The organism is Acinetobacter sp. ANC5681 (assembly GCF_023488045.1).
GTDB lineage: Bacteria > Pseudomonadota > Gammaproteobacteria > Pseudomonadales > Moraxellaceae > Acinetobacter.
The window spans coordinates 58,893-84,265 of record NZ_JAMFKZ010000007.1; the positions used below are offsets into that span (position 1 = coordinate 58,893).

Below are 25,373 nucleotides of genomic sequence, written 5' to 3' on the forward strand. Positions count from 1 at the left end.
ATCAGAAAAATTAAGTAACCTACTACTGTGAACTTTGTTGCATAGCAGTAGGTTATTTAACCTTGTTTACGATATTGAGTTTGAGTTATCAGGATCATCCGATTTTTTATTACGGATAGTATCCTTTTCTTCTTTCAATGGCCGAGTTCTGGGAAATTTAAAATATCCAGTTGGATGGACAATAATTTTTCCAGATTTATGGCGATAAGATTTACAAAACACGAAGTCTTGATTTTCGGTAGGCATTGTTAGCCCTCCTATTTTGGCGGCTCGTTTTTCAGGGCGCATACCAAAATAAGCGGGTAAATCTTGAGATTTACGGGCCTAAATGTTAGAATGGGGTTCTGACAGCCAGATCTAACATGAGGTATGCGTAGGGCTTAGAGCCATATGCCTTTCCTGTGTGAAAATCTATCAAGCCGACTCTACCCAATAGAGTCGGCTTTTTAATTTATGAAACCATCTCAATAGTCTCCATTGAATCTAGGTCAAAATAATATAGTTTTTTAAAGTCATCTTCATATAAGTCAAATAATTGAGATAACTCACTAATGACAGATGTTGATGTTTTTTTTGCATCTATTGCGTAGTCAAAGAGCATGGAAGCTACTCTATATGTCGGTTCTCGATCCAATTCATTTGGTTCAACTTTACGATAACCACGCATAGCCATCTGCCGCCATAAATTGGCACTTTGACTTGAAGTTATAGTTCCTAACTCTGACGCCCTATAGATTAAGGCCGCCATTGAGGTTTTCCATTCCTTTTTAAGTCTTAGATAATGAGCTAAATTGGTTGAACCTAATTGATCAATAATTTTTTCTTCTGGCATTAAGAATTCGGCAGCAAAGTCATTTGCTTCTTTTTCCATGAATTCAGATGGCTCTTCATGGAGGACCAAATGCCCAAGTTCATGTGCTAATGTGAAGCGTATTCTGTCATTTGGCTGGTTTGCATTTAGAAATACGCATGGAGACACGCCATGCATTTTTAAGGATACGCCATCAACATTGTTATCTTTAAAGTCGCATAAAAAGACTAAAACCCCTGCATCTTCCACAGTGGCAGTTAGGTTTTCAAGAGGTTCATTTCCTAGCACCCACAATGATCTAAGCTTTTTAGCCGCTTCTTGAGGGGTGTTTACATCTATGCCAATTTTAAAAGTTGGTAAGGAGTTTTTTCTTTTTGGTACATTTGTGAGCAATTCTAATGTTTGTACATGGCCCATTTTTAACATCATTTCAGCATTCATACGGCTCAATGCTTTAGCTGTGGTAGAGCTTTTTTTTCTGTATGCATGCAAACTAATCGGCAGTGCATTTAGCTTTTCAATATGTTCAAAAAATCGTATAGGGAAATGTAGGGCATTAGATAGATTTTGGATAACTTCATCGGAAGGTTTTAAGTCCCCACTTTCAATTTTAGATAATGAAGCCTGAGTAATAGACTGTCCCATTCCAGCAATTAGTTCAGTTTGACTAAGGCCACGAAAGTTTCGTGCAATACTAAGCATATCAGGATTGAAATGAGTCATATTCACCTCCAAGATCATTGACTTACAGATCAAGTTAAATGAATAATAACTGAACAGTAAAGAGTATGCAAATTTTTCTACAAATTATTCCTAAAATGTTTCTATTTTTAATAACCACTATATATAGTGGTAGTTCTTTGAATTTTGATACCATATATTGTATTTTATTGTTTTGCAATCTTAAGAAGATAAATTGAAATGGCTCTACTTGATTTAGTGGTTTTGAGAGTTATACGATTAGACAATTAAATTTGTAGTACGGTTGGTTTGAGAAAGGGGAATATCCTGTTCTAACTATCTTTATTCATATTTCTTAGTAAAGTATCATACTTAAGAGATTGAAAAATATAATATTCAGTTGAAAACGATATCGATTGTTATCTTAGGTATCTAACATATCCCATTCGTCACCTAATACCCAACGTAGAGCTGACAATTTACCGTTAATCATACCCCATTCAAAGTCATTCCAAGGGCCAACATCTTCACATGTCTCTTTAACTTGTTTGGCAGATTTGATTGCACCTTCAAGAATATCTTCGTGAATAAAATGATTACCATAGTGTTTCGTACCTTTAGGAACAATTTCTATCTCACCTTCATTTATTTTCCAGATTAGATTTTGATGACGGTTATACCAAATTTTATCCACTAGCTCGTCTAATACATCGAGAATTTCTCTTAAACCCCGAGTTTCTTCTGTAAAGTCATATTCAAACTCTATTTCAGCTAAGTAATTATTATCAATCTGGTTGATTGCGGATGCTAAGTTGTTAAAATAACAAGTATTACCATTGAAAATATTTTCAAAATCAGTATGAGGCTTTCGATGGTCTTTGGCAGAAAAGTCGTTATGATTATGTGTTATGAAAAAACAACTATCTGCCGTATTGACACCTAATGAAAATTCATAAAATTGCTCAATAATTACAGCATCAGCTACTGAGTTTTTACTGATATGGAATGGAGCTTTTTTATCTAAGCCTCGTTGAATGGCTGCAATCTTTGAGCGCTCGCTAATACTTATTTTTTCCGCTGATTCAATTAGTCTCTCAACTCTGTTAATGGTTGCATAGTTAGCATCAGTCAAAAGAGGAAGTCTTGCATTTATATCGTTTAGTACTTCAATGGTTTGAGCTTTATTTTTTTTTGCAAACTCACTTACAACTGCTTTGACTTGTTTAAATTCTTGAGATAATCGTTTTGCTGTTTTGTTTGCGACCTCTTCTTTGTTTCTTTCATATTCTTGAGCTACTAAGTCAATTACGACTAACTTTGCTACTTTAGTACGAACAAGTTCTTCCAATGCAGAAACTAGTGGTAATTCTTGTTTCTTAGTAGAAATATCTAAAAAAACACACGTATCAAGAAATATATAAAACATACTGCCTCATTGATTATTAAAAAGTTAAATTTATTGACCCTCATTAATGTGCTTATAGGTAATTCTATAAATACATCTAAAGTAACATTTTCTATAGAGGCAATATATATTGATTTATTTTGCGTTCTAAGCGTTCAATTTCTATCTTGCACTTTTGGTAATAAGAATCGTTAGGGATATTACTCTTAGCGATATTTAATGATATGGTTGCGTGCTCTATATCTCCATCTGCTAAATAAGCATATATTTTTTGTAACTCACATAGGTGCATAGATTTCCCGAGTTTATGAGCTAAATCTAAGCACGTTATAGATTCTTTGGTTTTATTTTTAATTCTGGCTAATATTTTACCTTTAGTAAATTGGAGTTCTGAGTGATTAGGATCAATGTTAGTAGCTTTATTGATTTTTTCTAATGCTGGTAGAAAATCTTTATATATAAATAGAGTGTTTGAATACTTCTCTAATAACCAAATATTTGTTGGATCCTCATCTATCGCTAATTCATAGTATGAAATTGCTTGTTCTTTATTACCCTCATTAAAGAATTTTCTAGCTGCCCGTGCAAACCTACTTAAATAAGCTTTTTGATCATTATCTGATATTTCTACTTCAATATGTTTTAAAAACTCTATATATCTTTTTTGGATTGTTTCTAGATCTTTTTGAAGAGGATGTGTTTGATCATTAAAATTTACAGTTCTATCTTTACAAAATTTCATAAAATCATTGTTGAAAGTAATCTGAAGTTGGCCATCAATACTACTAAGTTGACAAATCCCTTTACTACCTTCTAATGTGCTCTGAGCTAAAGAAAAAGTTAAATTAGCTTTATCAGAAGCTAATTGCATAAAATATTGATCATGATCAGGACCAAAATAGGTTAAGAGAAGTAAAAAGTGCTTTTCTTTTTCATTAAATCTTTCCCAAACATCAGAAAACAAGAACATCCCTAAGTCTTTTTCCTGTAATCTTTTCACTTTATCTAATGCGCTATTAAGTGAGCTTTGTAGTTCATTTGCAAATTGAATGAAAACATTCAAAATCAATGGTTTATTATTGAGTTCTCGAGTGATTTTTTTTAAAGTAGGTATGCCAGCCTTTTTTATTGCATCAATATTTAATATATCTCCTCTTTTTTGAATATATTCTACACCTTCTTCATCGGACCATTTAGTTGTTTCAATTGGTCTTGCTTCAAGTCTTTCTGTACGACGAGAAGTAAGAATTACTCTTCCAGCATAACGGGAAAGTAAGTGTATTTGTTTACCTAGATTAATAATATCATCATCATTTTCAGCCATAGTTTCTGTATTATCTAAAATAATGAGATGCTCATTTTTTTTAATCTTCTCTTTTTCAAGTAAGCCTTTTAATTTTTGAATAATAGTTTCTGCATCTTTTTGATACCAACTATTGTCAAGTTTGACTTCTAATAGTTGTGCTATATGTAAAGCGACATCTGCAACGCCTAGATTGTTGTTCGTGAGTGATTCTAAACCATGTATTCCCCAACGAGTCTTTTTTGCTGTGTAAAAAGTAATAACACTGGGTTTCCATTCGACCTCAATAGAACCTTCAAGGACACGATGCATAAATTCTAAAATGAGAGTTGTCTTTCCAATGCCACCATCACCATATACAAGACATCGTTTTGAGTCTTCTGGATCATTAAACCAGTCAATAAGCTCAGTGATTTCTTTTTTTCGTCCTGTAAAGTCAGCTACTGATATAGCTCTCTCTGGTAAAAAAATTAGCGGATTCCAATCATTATATTCATATACCTCATAAGTTTTTTTTGTAGAAATATTAAAAATTTTATTTGGTACTTCATAAGATTGATCGGTAGCGTTTGTTAAGGATGTTTGAACTTTAGCAGTAACATGAATCATCCCATTATTAGTTTTTTTGATTTTTCTGTAACACGTAGGATTTCCATCAAATAATCTTAATGTTTGAATAGGAGTAGAGATATTAAAATTTTTAGGAAAAAATAAAAAATCGTCGCCTTTACTTTCTGGTAGATAAACTTTTAATTTTTCTAAAATATATTCAATAATATCGATATCTAAAAATAAATTAGTTGATGAAATACCATGACCAAAGATACTTTCATTTCGATCTTCAACATATGTATGTAAGATATTTCTTAAAGATATTTCTTTGATTTGTAGCCATTCTACTAATGCAGGTTCGTTTGAAATATCTTTATCTTCAAAGTAGAATCTAGCTAAAGAGCTGTTTTTCAATTTTGCTATCTGTGTTAGAGAGTTACTTATAAAATCAACGCATGTTCCATCGGCCGGTTGAGATAGCTCAATAAAACTAATATCAATTTTTGACATGTTTTCAGAACTTTCTTTAGCTAAAATATTTATATATTCTGCATTTGAAATACAAATATGTTGAATAAGCATTCTAAAAATACTCAGACTTACTTCAGCAATATTTTTTTGTGTTTTTAATTTACGTGCTGCTTTAATATTATTTAAAAAGATATTATACATTGCAAGATCCAAATATATAGTTAGTACTTTGATATTGTTTTAAATTATATTAAATTATTTTTTATATTCAATGATTTATTTCAAATAAAGATTACTGTAAAGATAAAACCTGTAATTTATCGCATAGTTGTTTGGAATGTCGCATAGTTGTTTGTAAATGACAACCGCCTCCAACTAATGCAATCGCTGACGCAGTATGGTGTGGTGCACGGAAGGGGCGTTGTCCAAAAGTATGTTGAGCATTTGCAACCGAATAAATACTTGCGACTTCTAAATTTTCTTGGGCATTGAGTGGTGGCAAAATAGAAGGTAGCCGAGAAGCCAGTAATGTTTTACCTGTACCAGGTGGACCTTTGAAAAGTAAAGAATGTCCACCCGCTGCTGCTATTTCTAGTGCACGACGTGGACGTAATTGACCTTTGACATCTGCAAGATCAAATTGATACTGAGTAGTAGTTAAATTTTCATGTTTGGGTGATGCTGATAAATGAGAAGTGCCCAAAAAGTGTGCACATACATCTTGTAAATGATTGGCAGCATAAACTTCAAACTGCGGAAGTTGATTGGCTTCTTCTAGATTATTAGTAGGTACCCATAAGCGGTGTTGGGCTTGTTGGCAAGCCATCGCAATTGGCAATATTCCAGTAACAGGGCGTAAATGTCCATCTAATGCAAGTTCACCAATAAATTCAAAGCCGTCAGTACAATTTTCAGGAAGTTGACCTGAAGCAATTAAAATTCCTAGTGCGATCGGTAAATCTAGGCGGGAGCCATCTTTAGGAAGATCTGCAGGTGCTAAATTAATCGTTAAACGTTTGGTTGGAAACAAGAAACCACTGTTGATAATTGCTGATCGAACACGATCTTTACTTTCCCTTACAGCGGCTTCTGCTAAACCTACAATGGTTAAGGAGGGGAGTCCTGAACTGATATGAACTTCAACTTCGATTTGAGGGGCATGTAAACCTAATAAACCCCTCGTGTAAATTTTTGCGAAAGACATTTTATTATTGTTCCATCATGGTGCTTTATTTTTAATCATTTTTTGTTGATCTCTGCGCTAAACTGGTGCTTATTTTTGATCTTGCACCATTTTTTCTAGGGTGCTCATTTGCTGTTGTAACGCAGCGAGGCGTTGGTTTGCCAAATTTAGCGCTATTTTCTGGCGCTCCAGCTCTTGTTTAGAGACTAAATCTAATTTTTCGACGCTTTCATTGAGCAAAGCACGTAAATTTTTTTCTAAATCTTTTTTAGGTTGATCAACTTGTTCAAGAATGGCTTGTAAAAGAGTTTCAATCATGAAGCGCTCAATAGGTTATATGTATTTGTAGGCAAGTGTACCATTGCTTGTAGTAATCCCATAGCCCTGTTCAACGCATTGATGCCATCGATATCTAAATTCAGTTAAACAGGAGCAAATGAAACTTATTTTCGATTGAATATCTACATCTTGACGTCCAAATAGGTTATAAAGAAAGCTCTTGCTGATGGTTTGAAAATCCCCAACCTTCAAATATTGGCATGAAAATTGAACATAAAACCTTACTGGTGAAAATAAGCCGAAGGAAAACACACATGAAGCTTGTAACTGCAATTGTAAAACCATTCAAACTCGATGATGTGCGTGAAGCACTCTCTGATATTGGTGTTCAAGGGATTACCGTAACTGAAGTAAAAGGTTTTGGTCGTCAAAAAGGTCATACTGAACTGTATCGTGGTGCAGAGTATGTCGTTGATTTTTTACCGAAAGTAAAGATTGAAATTGCGATTAGCGATGAAATGGTCGATGCGGTTATTGAATCTATCACTCGTGTTGCAAGCACTGGGAAAATTGGTGACGGTAAAATCTTTGTCACGAATTTGGAACAAGTCATCCGTATTCGTACTGGTGAAACTGGACCAGATGCTGTCTAAATTGGCACAAAGTTTGCTGAGTTAGAATTAAGAGAAATAGCTCACAAAATAAGGTTGGGGGACACGAATGAAAAAAATGCTTATGGCGCTCAGTCTATCTGGCGCACTCTTAGGTGGTTCAGCGATGGTTTGGGCAGAAGATGCTGCATCAACACCAGTTGCTGAACAAACTGTAGCAGCGTCTGATACGGCGGCTGCATCAACTGTGACTGTCGCAGCAGAAGCTCCTGCTCCTGTAGAAGCCACTCCAGCTCCTGCACCAGTTGCAAAAGTTGATACAGGCGATACAGCTTGGATTCTCGTTTCAACAGCACTGGTTCTGTTGATGACTATCCCTGGTTTGGCTCTATTCTATGGTGGTATGGTTCGTAAGAAAAACGTACTCAGCACCATGATGTTTAGCCTTTCTGCGGCAATTCTAGTCAGCTTAATTTGGGTTATCGTTGGTTATTCGCTTGCATTCTCTGGTTCAGGCGCCTATGTCGGTGACTTTGCCAAATCAATGCTAAATGGTGTGGCATTTGATGCCTTAAGTGGAACTATTCCAGAAAGCTTGTTTGTTATTTTCCAAATGACTTTTGCGATTATCACTGTTGCAATTATTAGCGGCTCGATTGCTGATCGTATGAAATATTCAGCATTCATGGCGTTTATTGCAGTTTGGGTAATCTTGGTTTATGCACCAATTACTCACTGGGTTTGGGCTGCTGATGGCTGGTTATTCAAAGCAGGTGCTTTAGATTTCGCTGGCGGTACAGTTGTACACATCAACGCAGGTGTAGCTGGTTTAGTGGCTGCGTACATGTTGGGTAAACGTGCTGGTCTAGGTCGCGAATCAATGGCACCGCACAATCTTACGCTCACTGTGATTGGCGCAAGCTTAATTTGGGTAGGTTGGTTTGGCTTTAACGGTGGTAGTGCTTTAGGTGCTGGCGCTCGTGCAAGTATGGCAATTCTTGTAACTCAAGTTGCTGCTGCTGCCGCTGCATTCTCTTGGTTGATTGTTGAACGTCTCGTTCGTGGTAAGGCTTCAGTACTTGGTGGTGCATCAGGTGCGGTTGCTGGTTTGGTTGTAATCACTCCTGCTGCTGGTTTCGTTGGTGTGGGTGGTGCATTAATCATGGGTTTAATCGGTGGTGTAGTGTGCTTCTGGGGGATTACAGCACTTAAACGTCTGCTTAAAGCAGATGATGCATTGGATGCTTTCGGTCTACATGCAGTTGGTGGTATCGTTGGTGCGATTCTTACTGGTGTGTTCTACAGTGATGAAATCATTAAAGCTGCTAACGTTGCGCTTGCTCCAACATTTGCAGGTCAATTATGGGTGCAAGTTGAAGGTGTACTCGCAACGATGGTATATAGCGCAGTAGTAACTTTCATTATCCTTAAAGTGATTGATCTTGTGATTGGTATCCGCGTAAGTGCTGATGATGAGCGCATGGGTCTTGACCTTAGCCAACATGGCGAGCGTATCGAATAATTCATTATTCTTTGAAGTTTAAAAAACAGCCGAATAAGGCTGTTTTTTTATGCCTTTGGTGTGCTAGTTCAGCAATTGCAGAAACTTTGCTACACTTAAGCAAAGTGAGTAAATAATCGCACCATTATGCATTGTCCATTTTGTAACGCTGCTGATAGTAAAGTCATCGACTCTCGCCTTGCGGCTGAGGGTTGTCAAATCCGTCGTCGTCGAGAATGCACGATTTGTGGTGAGCGGTTTACCACCTTTGAAAGTTATGAAATGGTGATGCCGCGGGTCATTAAATCTGATTCAAAAAGTGAACCATTTGACGAAGCAAAATTGCGCCGCTCATTGATGCATGCTTTACAGAAACGTCCAGTAACCCAAGAGCAAATTGAAACGGTTTTAAGTGATATACAATCACAAATTCGACGTTTAGGTGAGCGAGATGTGAAGTCGAGAACCATTGGTGAAATTGTCATGCAGGCATTGTTTGCGCTAGACCATGTTGCCTATGTTCGTTTTGCCTCTGTTTATCAAGATTTCCAAGATGTTGAAGCATTTCGTCGTCAGATTGAGCAAATGCAACAACGTGAAAATGAAGCATAAGTTAGAGAAATCATGTCTGAGTTCACGCAAAATCATTTATCCCAAGATCAATATTGGATGCAGCAAGCAATTGAGTTGGCTCGACTAGGGCAATATTCAACCAAGCCGAATCCTAATGTGGGTTGCGTTATTGTCAAAGATGGGCAGTTGATTGGAGAGGGTTATCACCCTAAAGCGGGTCAACCCCACGCAGAAGTTTTTGCACTTCGCCAAGCGGGCGAACATGCTAAAGGCGCGACAGCTTACGTGACTTTGGAACCATGCGCACATTATGGTAGAACGCCGCCTTGTGCAGAAGCATTGGTTAAAGCTCAGGTGAAGAAAGTCGTGGTCGCTTGTTCAGATCCTAACCCATTAGTCGCGGGAAAAGGCGTTCAAATTTTAAAAGCAGCGGGTATTGAAGTTGAAACAGGAATTTGTGTAGAAACTGCAAAAACGCTCAATTTGGGCTTTTTAAAAGCGATGTCTACGGGTTCACCGTATGTGCGTTTGAAAATTGCATCAAGTTTAGATGGCCGTACTGCAATGGCTTCAGGAGAATCAAAATGGATTACTGGAGCAATCGCTAGACAAGATGTACAACATTGGCGTGCAATTTCGGGTGCTGTGATTACAGGGATTCAAACCGTTTTAGCCGATGATTGTGAATTGAATGTACGTGCATTGGACGGTATTGAGCTAAGTACCGTGGTTCAGCCGAAGCGTATTGTATTGGATCGCCAAGGACAGTTACCACTTTCAGCGAAGATTTTGAAAAATCCTGAAACAGTGATGGTGATGACACCATTTCGTCAAGAACTTGCTGATTTAGGCGTGATACAATTGGCGCCGCAACCCTTAAGTCAATTATTACAAACTTTAACTCAGCAGTATCAAATTTATGATGTTTTGGTTGAAGCGGGCGCAACTTTATCAACGGCTTTTTTACAGCAAGGTTTAGTTGATGAAATGATCAGTTATGTTGCACCGACTTTACTTGGTCAATCTGCTCGTGCAATGTTCAATGCTGAATTGAGTACAATGGCAGAACAATTGCGTTTTGATTTAGTCGATGTAACCCAACTTGGGCAAGATATTCGCCTAAGATTGCTCCCTATCCAAGAGATGATATGAATCCAGAACCATCGGTTTATCACAAGCGTCGTCATGCAGCACGTACGACTGACGAATATCTTTTTCATCAGCTAGTACCTTATTTAGGCAATAAGCGTCGACTGCTTCATCTCATTTTGGAAGCACTTGAGATTACGGGCACACTGAATAGTAAGAAAAAGAATCCACCGATTTTTGCTGATTTCTTTGCAGGGAGTGGCGTGGTCTCACGTTTAGCACGTCAAAACGGCTATCGTGTTATTGCAAATGACTGGGAACCGTATAGCCATGCATTGAACAACGCGATTTTAGCCTGTGTTGATGCACCCGCATTTAAAGAATTAGGTGGCTATCAAAAAGCGATCGACTATTTGAATCGATTGCCAGAAGTCAAAGGCTGGGTGACACATAATCTTTGTCCACGTAATGACGATGTGTATGATCCTGCTCGTGACCGTTTGTTTTTCAAACGCCGCAATGGGATGCGTATTGATGCAATTCGTCAACAGATCGCAACTTGGCAAGCACAAGGTGCAATCAATGATGTGGAAATGAGTGCTCTATTGGCACCACTTTTATATTCAGCAAGTTTTGTTAGTAATACCAGTGGTGTATTTAAGAGCTTTCATCAGGGTTGGGGTGGTCGAACTCAAACGGCGCTAGAACGAATCGAGTCATTAATATGGCTTACACCGAGTCGTTTCTGTGAGATTGGAGATCCCAAACGACCTGCGGCTGAAATGTGGTGTGTCGATGCACAACATTTAGCTAACCAAATGAGTGGTTTCGAAGTTGATGTTGCCTATCTTGATCCACCTTATAATCAGCATGCCTACAGTAGTAATTACCATGTTCTCAATGCCCTGACTTTATGGGATCAAGTGGATTTACCATCACCTGATACCAAAGGCTTTAAGAGTGGAATTGATCGAGCATGGCGTAAAGAGCGCCCAAGTCCTTATAACTCTTCTAAATATGCCAAAGAAGCTTATGAAAAGTTATTGGAAACAATTAATGCACGCTATATTTTGACTAGTTATTCGACTGATGGAAATATTGAGCCTAAAGATTTGCTGACTGCTAATTTAAAGCGCGGCAAAGTGACTTTGCTAACTCAAGATGTACCGCGTTATCGAGTGAGTAAACAGCGTCAATCAGAACGTGCACGTGTGCTTGAGTTTATTGTGATTACGGATACCCATGCGAAGTCTGGCCCGCCATTACGACAACTTTTAGGGCAGTTATATCATTTTGCTGAGTTAGGTGGTGTTGATACGACAGGCAATAGTACTCAGCTTGCACTTTGGTAAATTAAAGTAGACACCATTTTTGGATAATGTGGTGTCTATTTTCTATTTTTTTCACTTTCTTGTTAATACATATAATTTTATAAAATAAATGATTGTTTTTACATGAATTGTCATTGAATTTAAATAAGTTTTTCTGAATAACTATTTACCTTTAAATTAATTAAAAACAATTGCTTATATACTTTTATTGCGTGGCTTAATCTTTTTTATTTACAAAAAATATTTTACTATTTGGTTGAAAAACTACCAGAAGAATATTGCTCATTTTCGAAAATGAATATATTTTGCCGAGCTTTATTTCAGGTCATGCCTATACGCAGCACTGACCAAGAGAGGTTGTGATGAGTCGCTCGGAACCCAGCTTGTTGGGGCAATGTATAGCTGAATTTTTTGCTACCGCAGTTTTTTTATCTTTTGGTATTGGTGTCGTGGCTGCGCTTAAACTTGCAGGAGCAAGTCTAGGGCTATGGGAAATCAGCCTTGTATGGGGCTTGGCTGTAGCATTGGCTGTTTATCTATCTGCAGGTATTTCTGGAGCTCATCTCAATCCTGCCGTTACGATTGCATTAGCACTGTTTGCTGGTTTTGATAAACGTAAAGTTCCTTTCTATATTATTGCTCAAGTTTCTGGTGCTGCTTTAGGCGCACTATTGGTCTATGGTTTGTATAGCAATCTATTTATGGATTATGAGCAAACACACCATATGGTACGGGGGAGTGTAGAGAGTTTGGAGTTGGCTGGAATTTTCTCAACCTATCCACATCATTTATTGTCTATTGGACAGGCGTTTATGGTGGAAATGTTTATCACTATGTTATTACTTTGGCTCATCATGGCGATTGGGGATGATCATAATGGTTTGCCACGTGGTGCTTTAGCACCAATTTTGGTGGGATTATTAGTTGCTGTCATTGGCGCTTCTTTTGGTCCATTAACAGGCTTTGCTATGAATCCTGCACGCGATTTTGGTCCAAAAGTTGTGGCCTATTTTTCAGGCTGGGGTTCAATTGCTTTTACGGGCGGTCGTGATATTCCTTACTTTATTGTGCCTATCTTTGCACCGATTGTTGGCGCTTGCTTAGGGGTATTAGGCTATAAATTATTTTTTAGCCATTTCTTGTTAAATAATACGGTTGAGCTTAAACAGGCAGCCAATAAACGTGTCTCTGAAATGCAATAATTTAAGGTTAAAAATGATAAAAGGCGATTGATGAATCGCCTTTTTTATTGCAGGTATTTGAACTTGGAGTCCCTTGTTATCTATAAGGCTTTGCTTTATGGTATTCGATTCACTATGGCATATATTGCATAAGATTAGGTTAGAACTCCCATGTTTACAGGCATTATTGAAAGTTTAGGTAAGGTTGAGAGCTTACAAAGTGTAGGCGGTGATGTACGTCTACGTATTCAAACTGATTTGGATATGTCTGATGTACATTTAGGTGATTCAATTGCGACCAATGGAATTTGTCTCACAGTGATCGAGTGGGGAAGCAATTGGTATGCTGCAGATGTGTCTCGTGAAAGCTTAAATCGAACGACTTTAGGTCAATGGAAAGTAGGTCAATCCGTCAATGTCGAAAAAGCAATGTTGCCAACAACACGTTTTGGTGGACATATTGTGAGTGGACATGTTGATGGTCTAGGAGAAATTACAGTCGTTCGAGAAGACGCGCGTTCATTATATTTTGAAGTAACAGCACCTGTTGAATTGGCAAAATATTTAGCTGAAAAAGGTTCTGTAACTGTCGATGGAATTAGTCTGACCATTAACCATCTACGTGGCAATATTCTGAGTTTGAATCTCATCCCTCATACTGCTGAGCGTACCAATATTGGCACATGGCAGGTTGGAAGCAAAGTAAATCTGGAAGTAGATGTATTGGCTCGTTATATTGAGCGTCTATTGCTGGGTGATAAAGCAGCGGAACAAAAAACTGAGTCAAACATCAGTATGGCATTTTTGGCTGAAAACGGTTTCTTAAAATAAAAAATGAAACATAAAAAAGCCCAGTTTAAACTGGGCTTTTTTATTATTTTTCATCTGAAAATTGACTATTTTTGAGGATGTATTCTATTTCGTCTTGCGCAATCGCATGTAATTTTGCTCTAAAAACTGTGACCGCTTGTTCAATCATACTTTCAGCTTCTAATTCCAGTCGGACACGCACACTTTCAAGCTCAGATAGGATTTGCTGGTCATCAATCTGAACACGTTGCCCTTGAGCATAATCAATACTTGGTTGTTCAGGATTTGGTTGATAACGTTCAGTGTGTTGTGCAATTTCTTGATCAATGTGTTGTCGAAGGGCAACAAGATTTTCCGTTTGTTGCTCGAACTGATTTAACTCATCTGCTTGCAGTTGCGCTGCATAAGCAGCTTGGGCAGCACGTTTTTCTGCCAGAGCTTTTTCCAAAGCCAATTGTCTGCGAACGCGTGCTTGTTCAATTAACTCAGCCTTTAAATGTGCATAAGCTTGATCAATACGTTGTTGAGAGCGTAGCTGAGCTTTTTCTTCGAGTTGTATCCATGTTTGGATTTGTGTTTGTGGTAACAGTAGATCACAGATACGAGCTAAATCTTCCTGATAGGTCTGACGTACAGTTTCAGGTGTATTTAACCAACGTTTTTTAAAATCTTGACCTACATTTAATGCCACGCGACACTCCTTATACGATGCTATGGTTTACAGACTTATAATTTAAATGTGCGTGGCTCAATGCCTAAACGACGATACATCTTAAATTTCTCTCGCCCGATCTGTTTTGCAGTTTCATTATTTTCAATAATTTCGATAATGTGGCGAAAATCTTGAGTTTGTTCAAGTGCATGATTGTTAAAATTAAATACAATCCAATCATTCGATGGCGGTAATTCAGCTGAAATACACACTGGACTATTCAACTGATCAATTCCATGAGCAATAAAGCTACTTGAATCAAAACTCCATAGCTTGTTATCCAACTCATTTTGTAAATTTGAATCAACACAATACCACCAAATCTGTGGGTGCTGATTCAGAATTTTTCGACATAAACGGCAAGCACTTTCAACTTGCCGCTCAACGCTGTTTTCAAACAAATAAAAACTAACTTGTGCCATAGATTAGTTATTCGTTTCAACACGATTCGCTAAAAACTGCATCAGTAATGGTACTGGGCGTCCAGTTGCACCTTTAGCTGCACCAGATAACCATGCTGTACCAGCCACATCAAGATGTGCCCAGCGGTAATCACGAGTGAAACGTTCAAGGAAACATGCTGCGGTTATTGCACCACCATAAGGACCACCAATATTGGCAATATCGGCAAATGGTGAATCAAGGAGTTCTTGATATTCTTCCATCACAGGCATACGCCATACACGGTCGAGTGATTGTTCGCCAGCAAGTTGTAATTCTTGTACTAGTTCATCATCTGGAGAGAATAGCCCACTGACGACTTTGCCTAGCGCAACAACACATGCACCTGTAAGTGTCGCAATATCAATCACAAGCGCAGGATTAAAACGTTTGATATAAGTGAGGGTGTCGCATAGAACCAAACGGCCTTCAGCATCCGTATTCAAAATTTCTACAGTTTGACCACTCATGGTCGTCACAATATCTCCAGGGCGTGTTGCATGACCTGAAGGCATATTTTCTGCTGCTGCGATCGCACCGATAACATGAATTGGGAGTTGAGCTTCGCAAAGTGCTTGCATCGTACCTAATACAGAGGCAGCACCACACATATCGAATTTCATTTCATCCATACCTAAGCCTGGTTTCAATGAAATACCGCCTGTATCAAAAGTAACGCCTTTACCGACAAGTACGATAGGTGCTTGATCAGCTTTCGCGTGATATTCAAGTGTAATAATTCTGCCTGGTCGATCAGAGCCTTTACTTACAGCAAGAAAAGCATTCATCCCTAAATCAGCCATTTGCTGTTCGTTAAGGATAGTGACTTTTAATAGGTCAGGGTATTGTGCTGCAAGTGCAATCGCCTGATCTGCAAGGTATTCAGGGAAGCAAATATTTCCAGGGCGATTGCCTAAATCTCGAGCATAGTTTTGTCCAGATTGAACTGCGTGAATGAGTTTTAATTGAGCATCATCAAGTACAGTTTCATTTGCAACTAAATTAATGGTTTCTAAGATGAACTCATTTTTTTTCGATTTAAATTCATCATAAGCATAGGCTGCTTGAGTTAAACCTAAGGCAAATAGGTAATGTAAATCAGTTGGTAATGCGCTGAGATCTACAGTGATTTGTCTAAATTTATTTTGTGATGATTTGATAATCGTTTGTGCGAGTTTTGCTAATTTTGTCGCTTTCAATTCAGCACTTTTGCCTAAACCGAGTAAATGTGCATTGGCTTGTACAGCGATATTGGTAATCAGGGCAATATTTTCATTAAAACCAGCTTTGAATTGTGTAGCATTCAGAACATCTTCTAGATGATTGATTTGATAACTATTTAAGTTTTGTTGTAATTGTTCTGAATCAACCAAAATCCACAAAGATTCACTAGACGACTGTGTTGGGAATGCGGTATGAAGGGTAAATTTCATTGTTTGTATAGAACCTAAGCAGCGAAAAAGAAAGATAAGTCCATTAAACACTTTCAGATATGAGGTTGCAATCCGCAACAAGCGATAGGTTTTATATTTTTAACATTCGGGTAAACTAGCACTACCCCTCGATTGGTCTATTTTTGGAAGCATTACTTTGATTATTCGGCGTTATCTCGTCAAACAAGTGGTCTCCACCTCTTTGGTTGTGACTGCTTTGCTCACTTTAATTATTATGGGTGGGCAGTTAATCAAGATTTTTGGGCGAGCTGCACAGGGTCGTTTAGACGCTAGTGTGTTGCTGAGTATCATTGCTTATCGTTTGCCAGAGTTTCTAACTTTAATTTTGCCATTGGGTTTCTTCATTGGACTCATGCTGGTTTTTGGTCGTCTATATGTTGACCATGAAATGGCAGTTTTAAATGGCAGTGGTGTTAGCCGTAATCAATTGGCCAAACTTTTATTGCCGATGACATTTGTTTTTTTGATTGTTCAAGCAATATTAATGTTTTGGGGTTCATCATCTGGAATTCGTGCTTACGAAAGCTTGATGCAAACACAAGCAGTGCGAGCAGGTTTTGATTTGGTCCGACCTAAAGAATTTATTTCTTCAGGTCCTTATACTATTTATGCAGGTTCACTTTCTGAAGACCGAAAAAATTTAAAAGATATTTTTTATTATCAGAAAGCCGATCGTGAAGATAAACCAGATGTGATGATTTTAGCCAAAGAAGCGACACGTGTCGAAATGGCAAATGATACGGCGAATGTCGTTGATTTGGTTCAAGGTCGTCGTTACGAAATTTATCCGAATCAGCCTCGATATACCCAAGCAGAATTTCAATCTTATCGCTTACGTTTAGAGAATGATAAAGACGTTAAGTTTGAAAGCGATGATGTGGAAGCCTTGCCGATGAGCAAGCTATGGCAAAAGCGCGATGATCCTGTGATTCGGAGTGAGTTGGGTTGGCGGATATTTGGCCCCTTGGTTATGGTGATTGCACTCATGTTGACCGTGGCCTTGTCTGAAGTCAGTCCACGGCAGGGACGTTATTACCGCCTGATTCCTGCCATTTTCATTTTTGCCAGCCTGATTGTATTGATGATTGCGATTAAAACGCGGATTAGTAAGGAACAACTGGATATCTGGGCTTATCCTGTCGTATTAATGATTTATGCTATTGCGGCGGCAATTTTTGCACGGAAACAAAAGTTAGCACCAAAACTTAAGAAAAGTATTCAGCGAGTGGGGTTGTAATGTTAGCACGTCGAATAGTCGCCAAACATGTGACAAAAACTACAGTCCTTGCGATGCTGGGCACAACGCTCGTGTTATCTTTTTTACAAATATTATTCACTTACTTAGGTGAGTTAGGCTCGCTGAAACCCACTTATAATGCATGGCAAGCTTTCCTATATGTGATATGGGGTGCACCGAGTTATTTATATGAAATTTTACCTGTGGCAGCATTAATCGGCTCTGTCTTAGGCTTAGGCGCACTCGCATCGAATAGTGAACTCATCGTCATGCGTTCGGTTGGTATCAGTTTGTGGCGTATAGTGGGTTGGGTGATGCGCTCAGCTTTACTCTTAATTGTATTGTCTTTTGTATTGAGTGAATGGGTGATTCCTTATACCAATGAAAAAGCACAGAGTATAAAAAGCCAACGTAGTGTTGCTGCACTGGGTGAGGTAAAAGGCTATTGGTCGCGTGAAGGTCAACGTTTTATCTATATTGATTATGCGAATTCCCAAGGTCAATTGCGTAATATTCAAGCGATTGATTTTGATCAGAACTATCGATTGCAGTCCTTTGTCACTGCTGAAAAAGGCCAGTTTTTAAAAGATGGTCAGTGGACTTTAGACAAATCACATCAGGTTGATTTACTTGCTCAAGGGAATGCGATTAAAACGGATCACGAGCAACAAGCGTTAGGATTGGCTTTACAACCTAAATATGTACATATGGTGACTTTGGACCCAGATGATTTATCTCCAAGTCAATTGATTAGTTTTATGCAGTATTTATCAGAATATAGCCAAGTTCCAAAGACCTATGAGTTAGCCTTTTGGAAAAAAGTCACGTCTCCATTTGCACTGATTACGTTGGTTCTTATTGCCTGCTCATTTATTTTTGGTCCATTGCGTCAGCAGTCGATGGGTTTTCGCTTGGTTATCGCACTTTTCACTGGGTTAGGGTTCTTTTATTTACAAGACTTTTTAGGTTATGCAAGTCTGGTCTATTCGCCATCTCCAGCGTGGTTTGTCTTGCTGCCAATCCTGTTGATGTTTGCGGCAGGGAGTTATTTGCTCTATCGTGCACATTAGAGGTCTGAATAGTTTGAATTGATAATCATTATTGATTAAAGCGTCTGCAAGATCATGGAGAAATTTGTCAAATTTCGGTAGACTATGCCGATCAAATGATAGACAAACAGAGAGTCCATTATGACGGATGCAAATGCTGGCAAAATTCCTCACGTTCTTGTAATTATGGATGGTGTAGGACATCGTGAAGCAGTTGAGGATAATGCATATTTAGCAGCACAAACACCAAATCTGACTGCGATGAAAGCAAAGCATCCAAATAGTTTGATTTCAGGTTCTGGCGAAGATGTAGGCCTACCTGATGGACAAATGGGCAACTCTGAAGTTGGTCATATGAACTTAGGTGCAGGTCGTGTTTTATATCAGGACTTTACACGGATTACTAAAGATATTCGGACAGGTGCTTTTTTTGAGCATGAAGTGTTAGTTGATGCGGTTGAAAAAGCCAAAGCAGCGAATGGTGCCATTCATGTCATGGGGTTGTTATCACAAGGTGGTGTACATTCGCATGAAGATCATATTGTGGCGATGTGTGAACTTGCATTAAAACGTGGCGCAACCGTATATCTACACGCTTTCCTTGATGGTCGTGATACCCCTCCACGTAGCGCAAAACCTTCATTAGAAAAATTCGATGCTTTATTTGCTCAGTATCCAAATCAAGGTCGTATCGTTTCGATGATTGGCCGTTATTTTGCAATGGATCGTGATAACCGCTGGGATCGTGTTGAACTCGCTTATCGTTTAATGACAGAAGGCGAGGCAGTCCGTGTTGTAAACTCAGCTGTAGAAGGTTTAGAGCAAGCCTATGCAGCAGAAGAAAATGATGAGTTTGTTCAAGCAACACGTATTGGTGAAATTGCCAAAATCCAAGATGGCGATAGTGTGGTTTTCATGAACTTCCGTGCTGATCGTGCGCGTGAAATCACCCGTGCCTTTGTTGAGAAAGATTTTACTGGGTTTACGCGTAAAGTCGTTCCAATTTTATCTAAATTTGTGATGCTAACACGCTATCAGGCAAGTATTGATGCACCAGTTGCATACATGCCAGAAGAGCTTAAAAATTCCATCGGTGAATATTTATCTGGTTTGGGCAAAACCCAATTGCGTATTGCTGAAACAGAGAAATATGCGCATGTGACATTCTTTTTCAGCGGTGGTCGTGAAGATGAATATCTAGGAGAGAAACGTATTTTGATTCCTTCTCCGAATGTCGCAACCTATGATCTAAAACCAGAAATGAGTGCTTATGAAGTCACTGATGAGTTAGTAAATGCTATTAATTCGGGTGAGTTTGACCTTCTGGTTGTCAATTATGCCAATGGTGACATGGTCGGACATACTGGTGTATTTGATGCAGCAGTGAAAGCGGTTGAAACTGTTGATACGTGTTTAGGTCGTGTCTATGAAGCAGTAATGGCAAACAAAGGTCATATGTTAATTACAGCGGATCATGGTAATGTAGAGCAAATGCAAGACTACGACAGTGGACAAGTTCATACACAACATACCACTGAATTGGTGCCATTTATTTATGTGGGCCCAACTCAAGCAACGATTGCAGAGGGTGGTGTATTGGCTGATGTTGCACCAACATTGCTTCATTTGATGAATATTCCAGTACCTTCCGACATGCAAGGCAAGAATTTAATTACTTTAAAATAAGGTGAACTTATGACCCAACACAACAACATTTATCGAGGATTGTTTGCGAGTTTGTTGATGTGTTGGGGATCACATACGTTATCTGCACCTATTACACATGCCTCAGGATGGGGGGAAGAGACTACAAGTCGAAATGCTGAAGTGCCACTTGAATCTATTCAGCAATTTGTACAGATTTATGGGATTGTGAAAGATAACTACGTTGATAAAAAAACAGACGATGCACTTTTTCAGCAAGCAATCAAAGGGTTAGTGAGCGGTTTAGATCGTTATTCGCGTTATTTATCCGCCGAAGAATACCGCCAGCTTATTCAATACACTGAAGGTGATCTGGCTTCTGTTGATTTCAATTTAAATTACGATGCTCATACTCGTTTATGGCAAATTCAAGACCTAAAATCAGGATCTGATTCTAGTAAGTTGGGTTTGCGTAATGGGCAAGCCATACTCAAAGTCGATAATCAAGAATTAAAGAGTTTAAATCAGGATCAAGTACAAGGTCTGTTGTACGGCTCGATAGGCAGTACCGTACAAATACAACCAGAAAATAATAATAGTACGGTGATTTTGGTTAGAAATAAAAAGGTTGAGACAGATATTGAACCTGTTTTACTACATAATCAGGTGCTTGTACTTAAAATTAGAGTGTTTCAACAAGATACAGCGAATGAAATTAAACGTTTAATCGAAGAATATAGTACAACTAAACTCAAGGCTGTCGTTCTTGACCTGCGTAATAATCCAGGAGGTTTATTGTCGGCTGCTGTTGAATCAACAGATTTATTCTTGAATCAAGGATTAATTGTGACGACAAAAAGTCGTTCAGAAGGAGATCAACAATTTCAGGCTTTACCCTCAAATGAATTTCAAAATATAAAATTAGGCATCTTAATCAACCATCGTTCAGCCTCGGCAGCTGAAGTATTCACCGCAGCATTAAAAGAACATAAACGTGCGTGGGTTGTAGGTGAAAATAGCTATGGAAAAGGTGTGGTACAGAAATTATTTCCATTACCAAGTGGTGCAGCACTGCAAATGACGGTCTCACATTATTACACGCCCAATGGGAACATGATTGAAGGTCAAGGGATTCAACCGAATCAAAGTTATCCGTTGTTACCTGAAATGAAAGAAGATAGTTATTTGGAACACGTCACAGATTTGGTTCTAAAAAGTAAAATTTAATTAAAAATAAAGCCCCTATTTAGGGGCTTTATTTTTAAGACTATTCATCATCTTCTGTATCTAAACCAAATTTTTTCAAACGATAACGTAAAGAACGGAAAGTCATTCCTAATTTCTTAGCTGCTAACGTTCTATTCCAGTGAGTTAGATTTAGTGCATTGAGAAGAATCTCTTTTTCAATATTTTCTAAATAGAGCTCCAGTCCTTCAGATGGTAGCTTTTTAGAACCCATAGGGCTAGTGCTTACCGCATGATCATTTTCATCTTGTGTTGAAAATGAGACTGTTGGCGTTGCAATAGGACTACGTAGAGGAGCTGTTTGTAGATGAGCTAGATCAATGGTTTCATCATCACTGAGCGTAATTGCACGTTCAATAATATTTCGAAGCTCGCGTACATTACCTGGAAAATATTGTTGCAATAAGAATTGTTCAGCACGAGAAGAAAGGGTTTTGACAGGGACTTCCCATTCTTGGCTGATTTTCTGAATAAAGTGATTTGCTAACAATAAGATATCTTGCCCACGTTCACGTAAAGGAGGTAATACAATATCCATGACGTGAATGCGGAAGAATAAATCTTGTCTGAAACGACCTTGTTGTACTAGTAATTCAAGATCTTGATGACTCGCACTGATGACCCGGAAATCAACATCAATTTCTTGATCTGAGCCGACAGGGCGAATTTTCTTTTCTTGTACAGCACGAAGCAGTTTTACCTGCATACTTAAGGGTAATTCAGCGATCTCATCTAAGAATAAACTACCACCATGTGCGGAAAGAATTAAACCTTGTTTGTCTTGGGTTGCGCCTGTGAAACTGCCTTTTTTATGACCAAATAGTTCGCTTTCCATTAACTCTGTTGGAATAGCTCCACAGTTGATCGCAATAAAAGGTCCTTCGCTACGGTTACTCAGACGATGAACTAAATTGGCAACAACTTCTTTTCCTGTCCCTGATTCACCGGTAATAAAGACAGGGGCTTGAGATCGAGCAATTTTCTTTAAAGCAATTCGTAATTGCTGAATGGGCGTAGATCGACCAATGAGCAGTTTATTTTCTAATGCGCTTTCAGCAGCTTCTTGTTCAGGCTGTGGTCGATTCAATGCTTTTTGAATCAATTGATCTAAATGAGTTTGATTGACAGGTTTACTGACAAAATCAAAAGCACCTGCTTTTAATGCAGCAATTGCAATATCCATATTGCCATAGGCTGTCAGTACCGCAATCGGTGTGTTGGGATAGTTCTGCGTTACATGTTTAACTAAATCGAGACCATTGCCATCTGGAAGGTTCAGGTCTGTTAAACAGGCATCATAATGAAATTCGGTAAAGAATTTTTTTGCTTGCTCTACACGATAGGCAAGATGGGTTTTAATCCCCATTCGTGCAAGCGTCATTTGCATGAGGAGACATAAGTCTTCTTCATCGTCTACTAGCAAGACGAGTGGTTGTTTAGTTGCCATTTCCCCGAAAACCTAATCTGAATCAATGAATTTTTGAGCATTCAATCCTGAAACATGCTCCTTGTTGTCGCTCTACATAGGTGAGCTTTGCATGATTTGCCTCACAAAAGCTGTGAGATAGGTACAATCCTAAACCAGTTCCTTTAATTTCGGTACTAAAAAATGGCTTGAATAGCTGAGAAATATCTCGTTTTGCGACACCCGTACCAAAATCAATCACATCAATACAGGTTCGGCCCTCTTTTAAATGTACCTGCACCTCAATATGTTCGGCATCTGCGGCATTATGCCTCAAAGCATTACGAATCAGGTTAATTAGAACTTGGCGTAATTGTTTCTCATCAAAAAGAATATTAATGCGTTCTGCAAGATTGAGTTTAATCATATGTTTCGCATCGACTAAATCTTCATTCAATAGGCTCTCAAAAAAATCAGCCAATTGAATGACTTGTGGCTCAGTTGGTTTGTTGCGCACCATGCCTAATGTATCTTGCACAATATTATCAATACGTCTAGCTTGTTTGCTAATCATACGACAGAGCATTTCTTGTTGATGACTGTCACTTTCTTTAAATAATTCATTGGCCTGTACAATCGCCGCTAAAGGGTTGCGAATTTCATGTGCAATACTGGCTGAGAGCTGTCCTAAAGCCGCTAGTTTCAATTGCTGGACTTGTTGGTTTAGTTTCTGTGTATCTTTTAAAATCAATAAAATAAGGGCTTGTTCAGGCACAATCAGATGTTTAACTTTGACATTAACGGTATATGGACTTTGCTGCGATTCAAAACTAAATTCCTCACCATCTTTTAAGTCGCTGAGCTGAATCAATTCAAATAGATCTGGTTGCCATTTGATTAAAGGCGTTTTCTCTGTGGATATCGAAAAATGAACACCCAGTAGGGTATTGGCGGCGGGATTGCTCAGTACAATATGGTTGCTTTCATCCAGCACCAGATAGCCATCCTCAATTTGTTCGAGAATATAACGGTTAATATTCTGGAGTTGATGGATCTCGATAGATTGGTGGAAAGTTAAGGTTTCCAGAATTTTAAATCGTTGCACCGCAATACGGCCAATCGCATGCACCACAAAAAATAGAAAGGCAAGGAGAGCGCTATTGCCGAGATGATTTAAATTATTGTAGTCAAAAAAGTTGCCCAGAAAACGCTGATAAATCACCATAATTACCGCAAACAGCGTCACGATTAAGGACAATTGGGCATTCAGTAAAATGGCAGAGGAAAAAATGATGATGACGTAGAGCAGGCTCAACTGGAGGTTTGGCCCGCCTGCTGAAAATGTAATTAGGCTCAGGCAAATCACGTCTATAATAAAAATAAAAATGAGCTGTTTGCTGATTTGTAATGGAACTATTTTTAGTAAAAAAAGCTGAAAAATATTAAAGCTGATATAACAAATCAGAGTGTAAAAATATAAAAATGGATAATCATAATTGGTAGCAAGCTGCTCTGCGGTAAGTAAGTAAATCAGGATTAGACTGATTGAAATAATCAGTCGATATCCACTATACCAAATTCCGAGCCGATAAACGGTTTGGGACACTGAGGACGCAATTTTTCCCAACATAAGCGATCACTTAATATGATTAAGGTTTAATGAGACCATAACGGATGGCGAGATGGGTTAACTTTACATCACTATCAATTGCTAGTTTTTCGAAAATGCGGTAACGATAAGTATTTACGGTTTTAACACTAACAAATAATTTGTCGGCGATTTCTTGAGCACTAATACAATTAACCACCATCATTGCGACTTGCATTTCACGCTCAGAAAGTGCGTCAAAAGGTGATTGTTGCGTATCTGAAAGATAAGAACTCGCAAGCTGTTCAGCAATATCTGCACTGAAATATTTACCACCTTGCATCACTTTATTGATTGCACGTACCATTTCTGAAATAGGCGCGCCTTTTGTAATATAGCCTTTTGCACCTGCTTTTAATAACAACGATGGATAAGGTTCTTCCGCTAAACCACTGACAGCAATCACTTTAGTCTCAGGTGCTGTTTGTAAAAGGCGACGTGTTGTTTCTACGCCACCAATTCCTGGCATATTGACATCTAAGAGTACAACCTGAGGATGCTTTAATCGAACTAAAGCAATCGCTTCTTCTCCAGATTCAGCTTGTCCAATGACTTCTACATCTGGGTGGTCTTCCAACATACGACAAATGCCTGTACGTACGAGTTCATGATCATCAACAACGAGAACAGTGATCAAGAAGACCTCCTTTTTTCAAAAAAACGATTTTTTTGTTACATAAAGAAAAATGAGCTTGCAATCAAACGACAAAATTAGCAATCCTATTCTCCATGTTTAGAGAATAGTTGTACACAATTG

22 protein-coding genes and 1 pseudogene are annotated in these 25,373 nt (G+C 38.4%); 11 read left to right on the top strand and 12 right to left on the bottom strand.

Annotation, left to right across the window (positions count from 1 at the left end; all coding sequences use genetic code 11):
- Positions 1-66: 66 nt before the first annotated feature.
- The 6 genes and pseudogenes from M5121_RS15905 to M5121_RS06350 form a co-directional block, all read right to left on the bottom strand.
- On the bottom strand, positions 67-246 hold the full coding sequence (locus tag M5121_RS15905) for a hypothetical protein (RefSeq protein WP_001141891.1): 180 nt from the start codon (positions 244-246) through the stop codon (positions 67-69).
- A gap of 205 nt (positions 247-451) precedes the next feature.
- Complete coding sequence (locus tag M5121_RS06330) at positions 452-1,534, bottom strand: helix-turn-helix domain-containing protein (protein WP_000148671.1); 1,083 nt, start codon at positions 1,532-1,534, stop codon at positions 452-454.
- A gap of 382 nt (positions 1,535-1,916) precedes the next feature.
- Entirely contained in the window at positions 1,917-2,918 is a 1,002-nt protein-coding gene (locus M5121_RS06335) for a PIN domain-containing protein (RefSeq protein ID WP_249570660.1), read from the bottom strand.
- A gap of 91 nt (positions 2,919-3,009) precedes the next feature.
- Complete coding sequence (locus M5121_RS06340) at positions 3,010-5,424, bottom strand: tetratricopeptide repeat protein (protein ID WP_000282330.1); 2,415 nt, start codon at positions 5,422-5,424, stop codon at positions 3,010-3,012.
- Positions 5,425-5,587: 163 nt separating this feature from the next.
- Positions 5,588-6,427: pseudogene (locus M5121_RS06345) on the bottom strand (YifB family Mg chelatase-like AAA ATPase); the annotation flags it as partial.
- A gap of 69 nt (positions 6,428-6,496) precedes the next feature.
- The gene (locus tag M5121_RS06350; RefSeq protein WP_087536529.1) at positions 6,497-6,724 is read right to left on the bottom strand and encodes an accessory factor UbiK family protein; all 228 of its coding nucleotides are present in this window, start codon (positions 6,722-6,724) and stop codon (positions 6,497-6,499) included.
- Positions 6,725-6,999: 275 nt separating this feature from the next.
- Between M5121_RS06350 and glnK the strand changes: the two genes are divergently transcribed.
- The 7 genes from glnK (at position 7,000) to M5121_RS06385 (ending at position 13,802) form a co-directional block, all read left to right on the top strand.
- Positions 7,000-7,338 (top strand): P-II family nitrogen regulator, encoded by a 339-nt coding sequence (glnK, locus tag M5121_RS06355; RefSeq protein WP_000780326.1) that lies wholly within the window; start codon positions 7,000-7,002, stop codon positions 7,336-7,338.
- 67 nt (positions 7,339-7,405) lie between these two features.
- Entirely contained in the window at positions 7,406-8,818 is a 1,413-nt protein-coding gene (locus M5121_RS06360) for an ammonium transporter (protein ID WP_249570661.1), read from the top strand.
- 126 nt (positions 8,819-8,944) lie between these two features.
- A complete protein-coding gene (gene nrdR, locus M5121_RS06365; RefSeq protein ID WP_004659444.1) occupies positions 8,945-9,409 on the top strand; it encodes a transcriptional regulator NrdR in 465 nt (154 codons plus the stop codon).
- A 12-nt stretch (positions 9,410-9,421) separates the two neighbouring features.
- Positions 9,422-10,522, top strand: a complete 1,101-nt coding sequence (ribD, locus tag M5121_RS06370; protein ID WP_249570662.1) for a bifunctional diaminohydroxyphosphoribosylaminopyrimidine deaminase/5-amino-6-(5-phosphoribosylamino)uracil reductase RibD — start codon at positions 9,422-9,424, stop codon at positions 10,520-10,522.
- A complete protein-coding gene (locus tag M5121_RS06375) occupies positions 10,519-11,811 on the top strand; it encodes a DNA adenine methylase (RefSeq protein WP_004659442.1) in 1,293 nt (430 codons plus the stop codon). The genes ribD and M5121_RS06375 overlap by 4 nt, the downstream gene beginning before the upstream one ends.
- Before the next feature lie 341 nt (positions 11,812-12,152).
- Positions 12,153-12,992 (top strand): MIP/aquaporin family protein, encoded by an 840-nt coding sequence (locus tag M5121_RS06380; RefSeq protein WP_249570663.1) that lies wholly within the window; start codon positions 12,153-12,155, stop codon positions 12,990-12,992.
- 150 nt (positions 12,993-13,142) lie between these two features.
- Positions 13,143-13,802: a riboflavin synthase gene (locus tag M5121_RS06385; RefSeq protein ID WP_249570664.1), complete on the top strand. Its 660-nt coding sequence runs from the start codon at positions 13,143-13,145 to the stop codon at positions 13,800-13,802.
- Positions 13,803-13,845: 43 nt separating this feature from the next.
- On the opposite strand, the gene blhA is transcribed toward M5121_RS06385, so the two are convergent.
- Genes blhA through M5121_RS06400 form a run of 3 tightly spaced genes read right to left on the bottom strand, consistent with a single transcriptional unit; the run spans position 13,846 to position 16,367 of the window.
- Positions 13,846-14,472: a cell division protein BlhA gene (gene blhA, locus M5121_RS06390; RefSeq protein ID WP_249570665.1), complete on the bottom strand. Its 627-nt coding sequence runs from the start codon at positions 14,470-14,472 to the stop codon at positions 13,846-13,848.
- Positions 14,473-14,507: 35 nt separating this feature from the next.
- Positions 14,508-14,915 (bottom strand): DNA polymerase III subunit chi, encoded by a 408-nt coding sequence (locus M5121_RS06395; RefSeq protein ID WP_046738933.1) that lies wholly within the window; start codon positions 14,913-14,915, stop codon positions 14,508-14,510.
- A 3-nt stretch (positions 14,916-14,918) separates the two neighbouring features.
- Positions 14,919-16,367: a leucyl aminopeptidase gene (locus tag M5121_RS06400; protein WP_249570666.1), complete on the bottom strand. Its 1,449-nt coding sequence runs from the start codon at positions 16,365-16,367 to the stop codon at positions 14,919-14,921.
- 157 nt (positions 16,368-16,524) lie between these two features.
- Between M5121_RS06400 and lptF the strand changes: the two genes are divergently transcribed.
- The 4 genes from lptF (at position 16,525) to M5121_RS06420 (ending at position 21,545) form a co-directional block, all read left to right on the top strand.
- Positions 16,525-17,625, top strand: coding sequence for an LPS export ABC transporter permease LptF (gene lptF / locus M5121_RS06405; protein ID WP_249570667.1), 1,101 nt, complete (start codon positions 16,525-16,527; stop codon positions 17,623-17,625).
- Positions 17,625-18,695, top strand: coding sequence for an LPS export ABC transporter permease LptG (gene lptG / locus M5121_RS06410; protein ID WP_249570668.1), 1,071 nt, complete (start codon positions 17,625-17,627; stop codon positions 18,693-18,695). Before lptF ends, lptG begins: the two co-directional genes overlap by 1 nt.
- Before the next feature lie 120 nt (positions 18,696-18,815).
- A complete protein-coding gene (gene gpmI, locus M5121_RS06415; RefSeq protein WP_249570669.1) occupies positions 18,816-20,360 on the top strand; it encodes a 2,3-bisphosphoglycerate-independent phosphoglycerate mutase in 1,545 nt (514 codons plus the stop codon).
- 9 nt (positions 20,361-20,369) lie between these two features.
- Positions 20,370-21,545, top strand: a complete 1,176-nt coding sequence (locus tag M5121_RS06420) for a S41 family peptidase (protein ID WP_249570670.1) — start codon at positions 20,370-20,372, stop codon at positions 21,543-21,545.
- A 40-nt stretch (positions 21,546-21,585) separates the two neighbouring features.
- Here the strand turns inward: M5121_RS06420 and M5121_RS06425 are convergent, their stop codons facing one another.
- Genes M5121_RS06425 through gacA form a run of 3 tightly spaced genes read right to left on the bottom strand, consistent with a single transcriptional unit; the run spans position 21,586 to position 25,253 of the window.
- Positions 21,586-23,010: a sigma-54-dependent transcriptional regulator gene (locus M5121_RS06425; RefSeq protein WP_249570671.1), complete on the bottom strand. Its 1,425-nt coding sequence runs from the start codon at positions 23,008-23,010 to the stop codon at positions 21,586-21,588.
- Between the two features lie 22 nt (positions 23,011-23,032).
- On the bottom strand, positions 23,033-24,598 hold the full coding sequence (locus tag M5121_RS06430; protein ID WP_249570672.1) for a sensor histidine kinase: 1,566 nt from the start codon (positions 24,596-24,598) through the stop codon (positions 23,033-23,035).
- A 19-nt stretch (positions 24,599-24,617) separates the two neighbouring features.
- Positions 24,618-25,253 carry a response regulator transcription factor GacA gene (gene gacA / locus M5121_RS06435; protein WP_005163158.1) on the bottom strand — a complete coding sequence of 212 codons (636 nt, stop codon included), beginning with the start codon at positions 25,251-25,253 and terminating at the stop codon, positions 24,618-24,620.
- Positions 25,254-25,373 lie beyond the last annotated feature (120 nt).

Coding starts and splice junctions, on each gene's coding strand:
- M5121_RS15905 (WP_001141891.1), bottom strand. CDS start 246: ATGCCTACCGAAAATCAAGACTTCGTGTTTTGTAAATCTTATCGCCAT.
- M5121_RS06330 (WP_000148671.1), bottom strand. CDS start 1,534: ATGACTCATTTCAATCCTGATATGCTTAGTATTGCACGAAACTTTCGT.
- M5121_RS06335 (WP_249570660.1), bottom strand. CDS start 2,918: ATGTTTTATATATTTCTTGATACGTGTGTTTTTTTAGATATTTCTACT.
- M5121_RS06340 (WP_000282330.1), bottom strand. CDS start 5,424: ATGTATAATATCTTTTTAAATAATATTAAAGCAGCACGTAAATTAAAA.
- M5121_RS06350 (WP_087536529.1), bottom strand. CDS start 6,724: ATGATTGAAACTCTTTTACAAGCCATTCTTGAACAAGTTGATCAACCT.
- glnK (WP_000780326.1), top strand. CDS start 7,000: ATGAAGCTTGTAACTGCAATTGTAAAACCATTCAAACTCGATGATGTG.
- M5121_RS06360 (WP_249570661.1), top strand. CDS start 7,406: ATGAAAAAAATGCTTATGGCGCTCAGTCTATCTGGCGCACTCTTAGGT.
- nrdR (WP_004659444.1), top strand. CDS start 8,945: ATGCATTGTCCATTTTGTAACGCTGCTGATAGTAAAGTCATCGACTCT.
- ribD (WP_249570662.1), top strand. CDS start 9,422: ATGTCTGAGTTCACGCAAAATCATTTATCCCAAGATCAATATTGGATG.
- M5121_RS06375 (WP_004659442.1), top strand. CDS start 10,519: ATGAATCCAGAACCATCGGTTTATCACAAGCGTCGTCATGCAGCACGT.
- M5121_RS06380 (WP_249570663.1), top strand. CDS start 12,153: ATGAGTCGCTCGGAACCCAGCTTGTTGGGGCAATGTATAGCTGAATTT.
- M5121_RS06385 (WP_249570664.1), top strand. CDS start 13,143: ATGTTTACAGGCATTATTGAAAGTTTAGGTAAGGTTGAGAGCTTACAA.
- M5121_RS06395 (WP_046738933.1), bottom strand. CDS start 14,915: ATGGCACAAGTTAGTTTTTATTTGTTTGAAAACAGCGTTGAGCGGCAA.
- M5121_RS06400 (WP_249570666.1), bottom strand. CDS start 16,367: ATGAAATTTACCCTTCATACCGCATTCCCAACACAGTCGTCTAGTGAA.
- lptG (WP_249570668.1), top strand. CDS start 17,625: ATGTTAGCACGTCGAATAGTCGCCAAACATGTGACAAAAACTACAGTC.
- gpmI (WP_249570669.1), top strand. CDS start 18,816: ATGACGGATGCAAATGCTGGCAAAATTCCTCACGTTCTTGTAATTATG.
- M5121_RS06420 (WP_249570670.1), top strand. CDS start 20,370: ATGACCCAACACAACAACATTTATCGAGGATTGTTTGCGAGTTTGTTG.
- M5121_RS06425 (WP_249570671.1), bottom strand. CDS start 23,010: ATGGCAACTAAACAACCACTCGTCTTGCTAGTAGACGATGAAGAAGAC.
- M5121_RS06430 (WP_249570672.1), bottom strand. CDS start 24,598: ATGTTGGGAAAAATTGCGTCCTCAGTGTCCCAAACCGTTTATCGGCTC.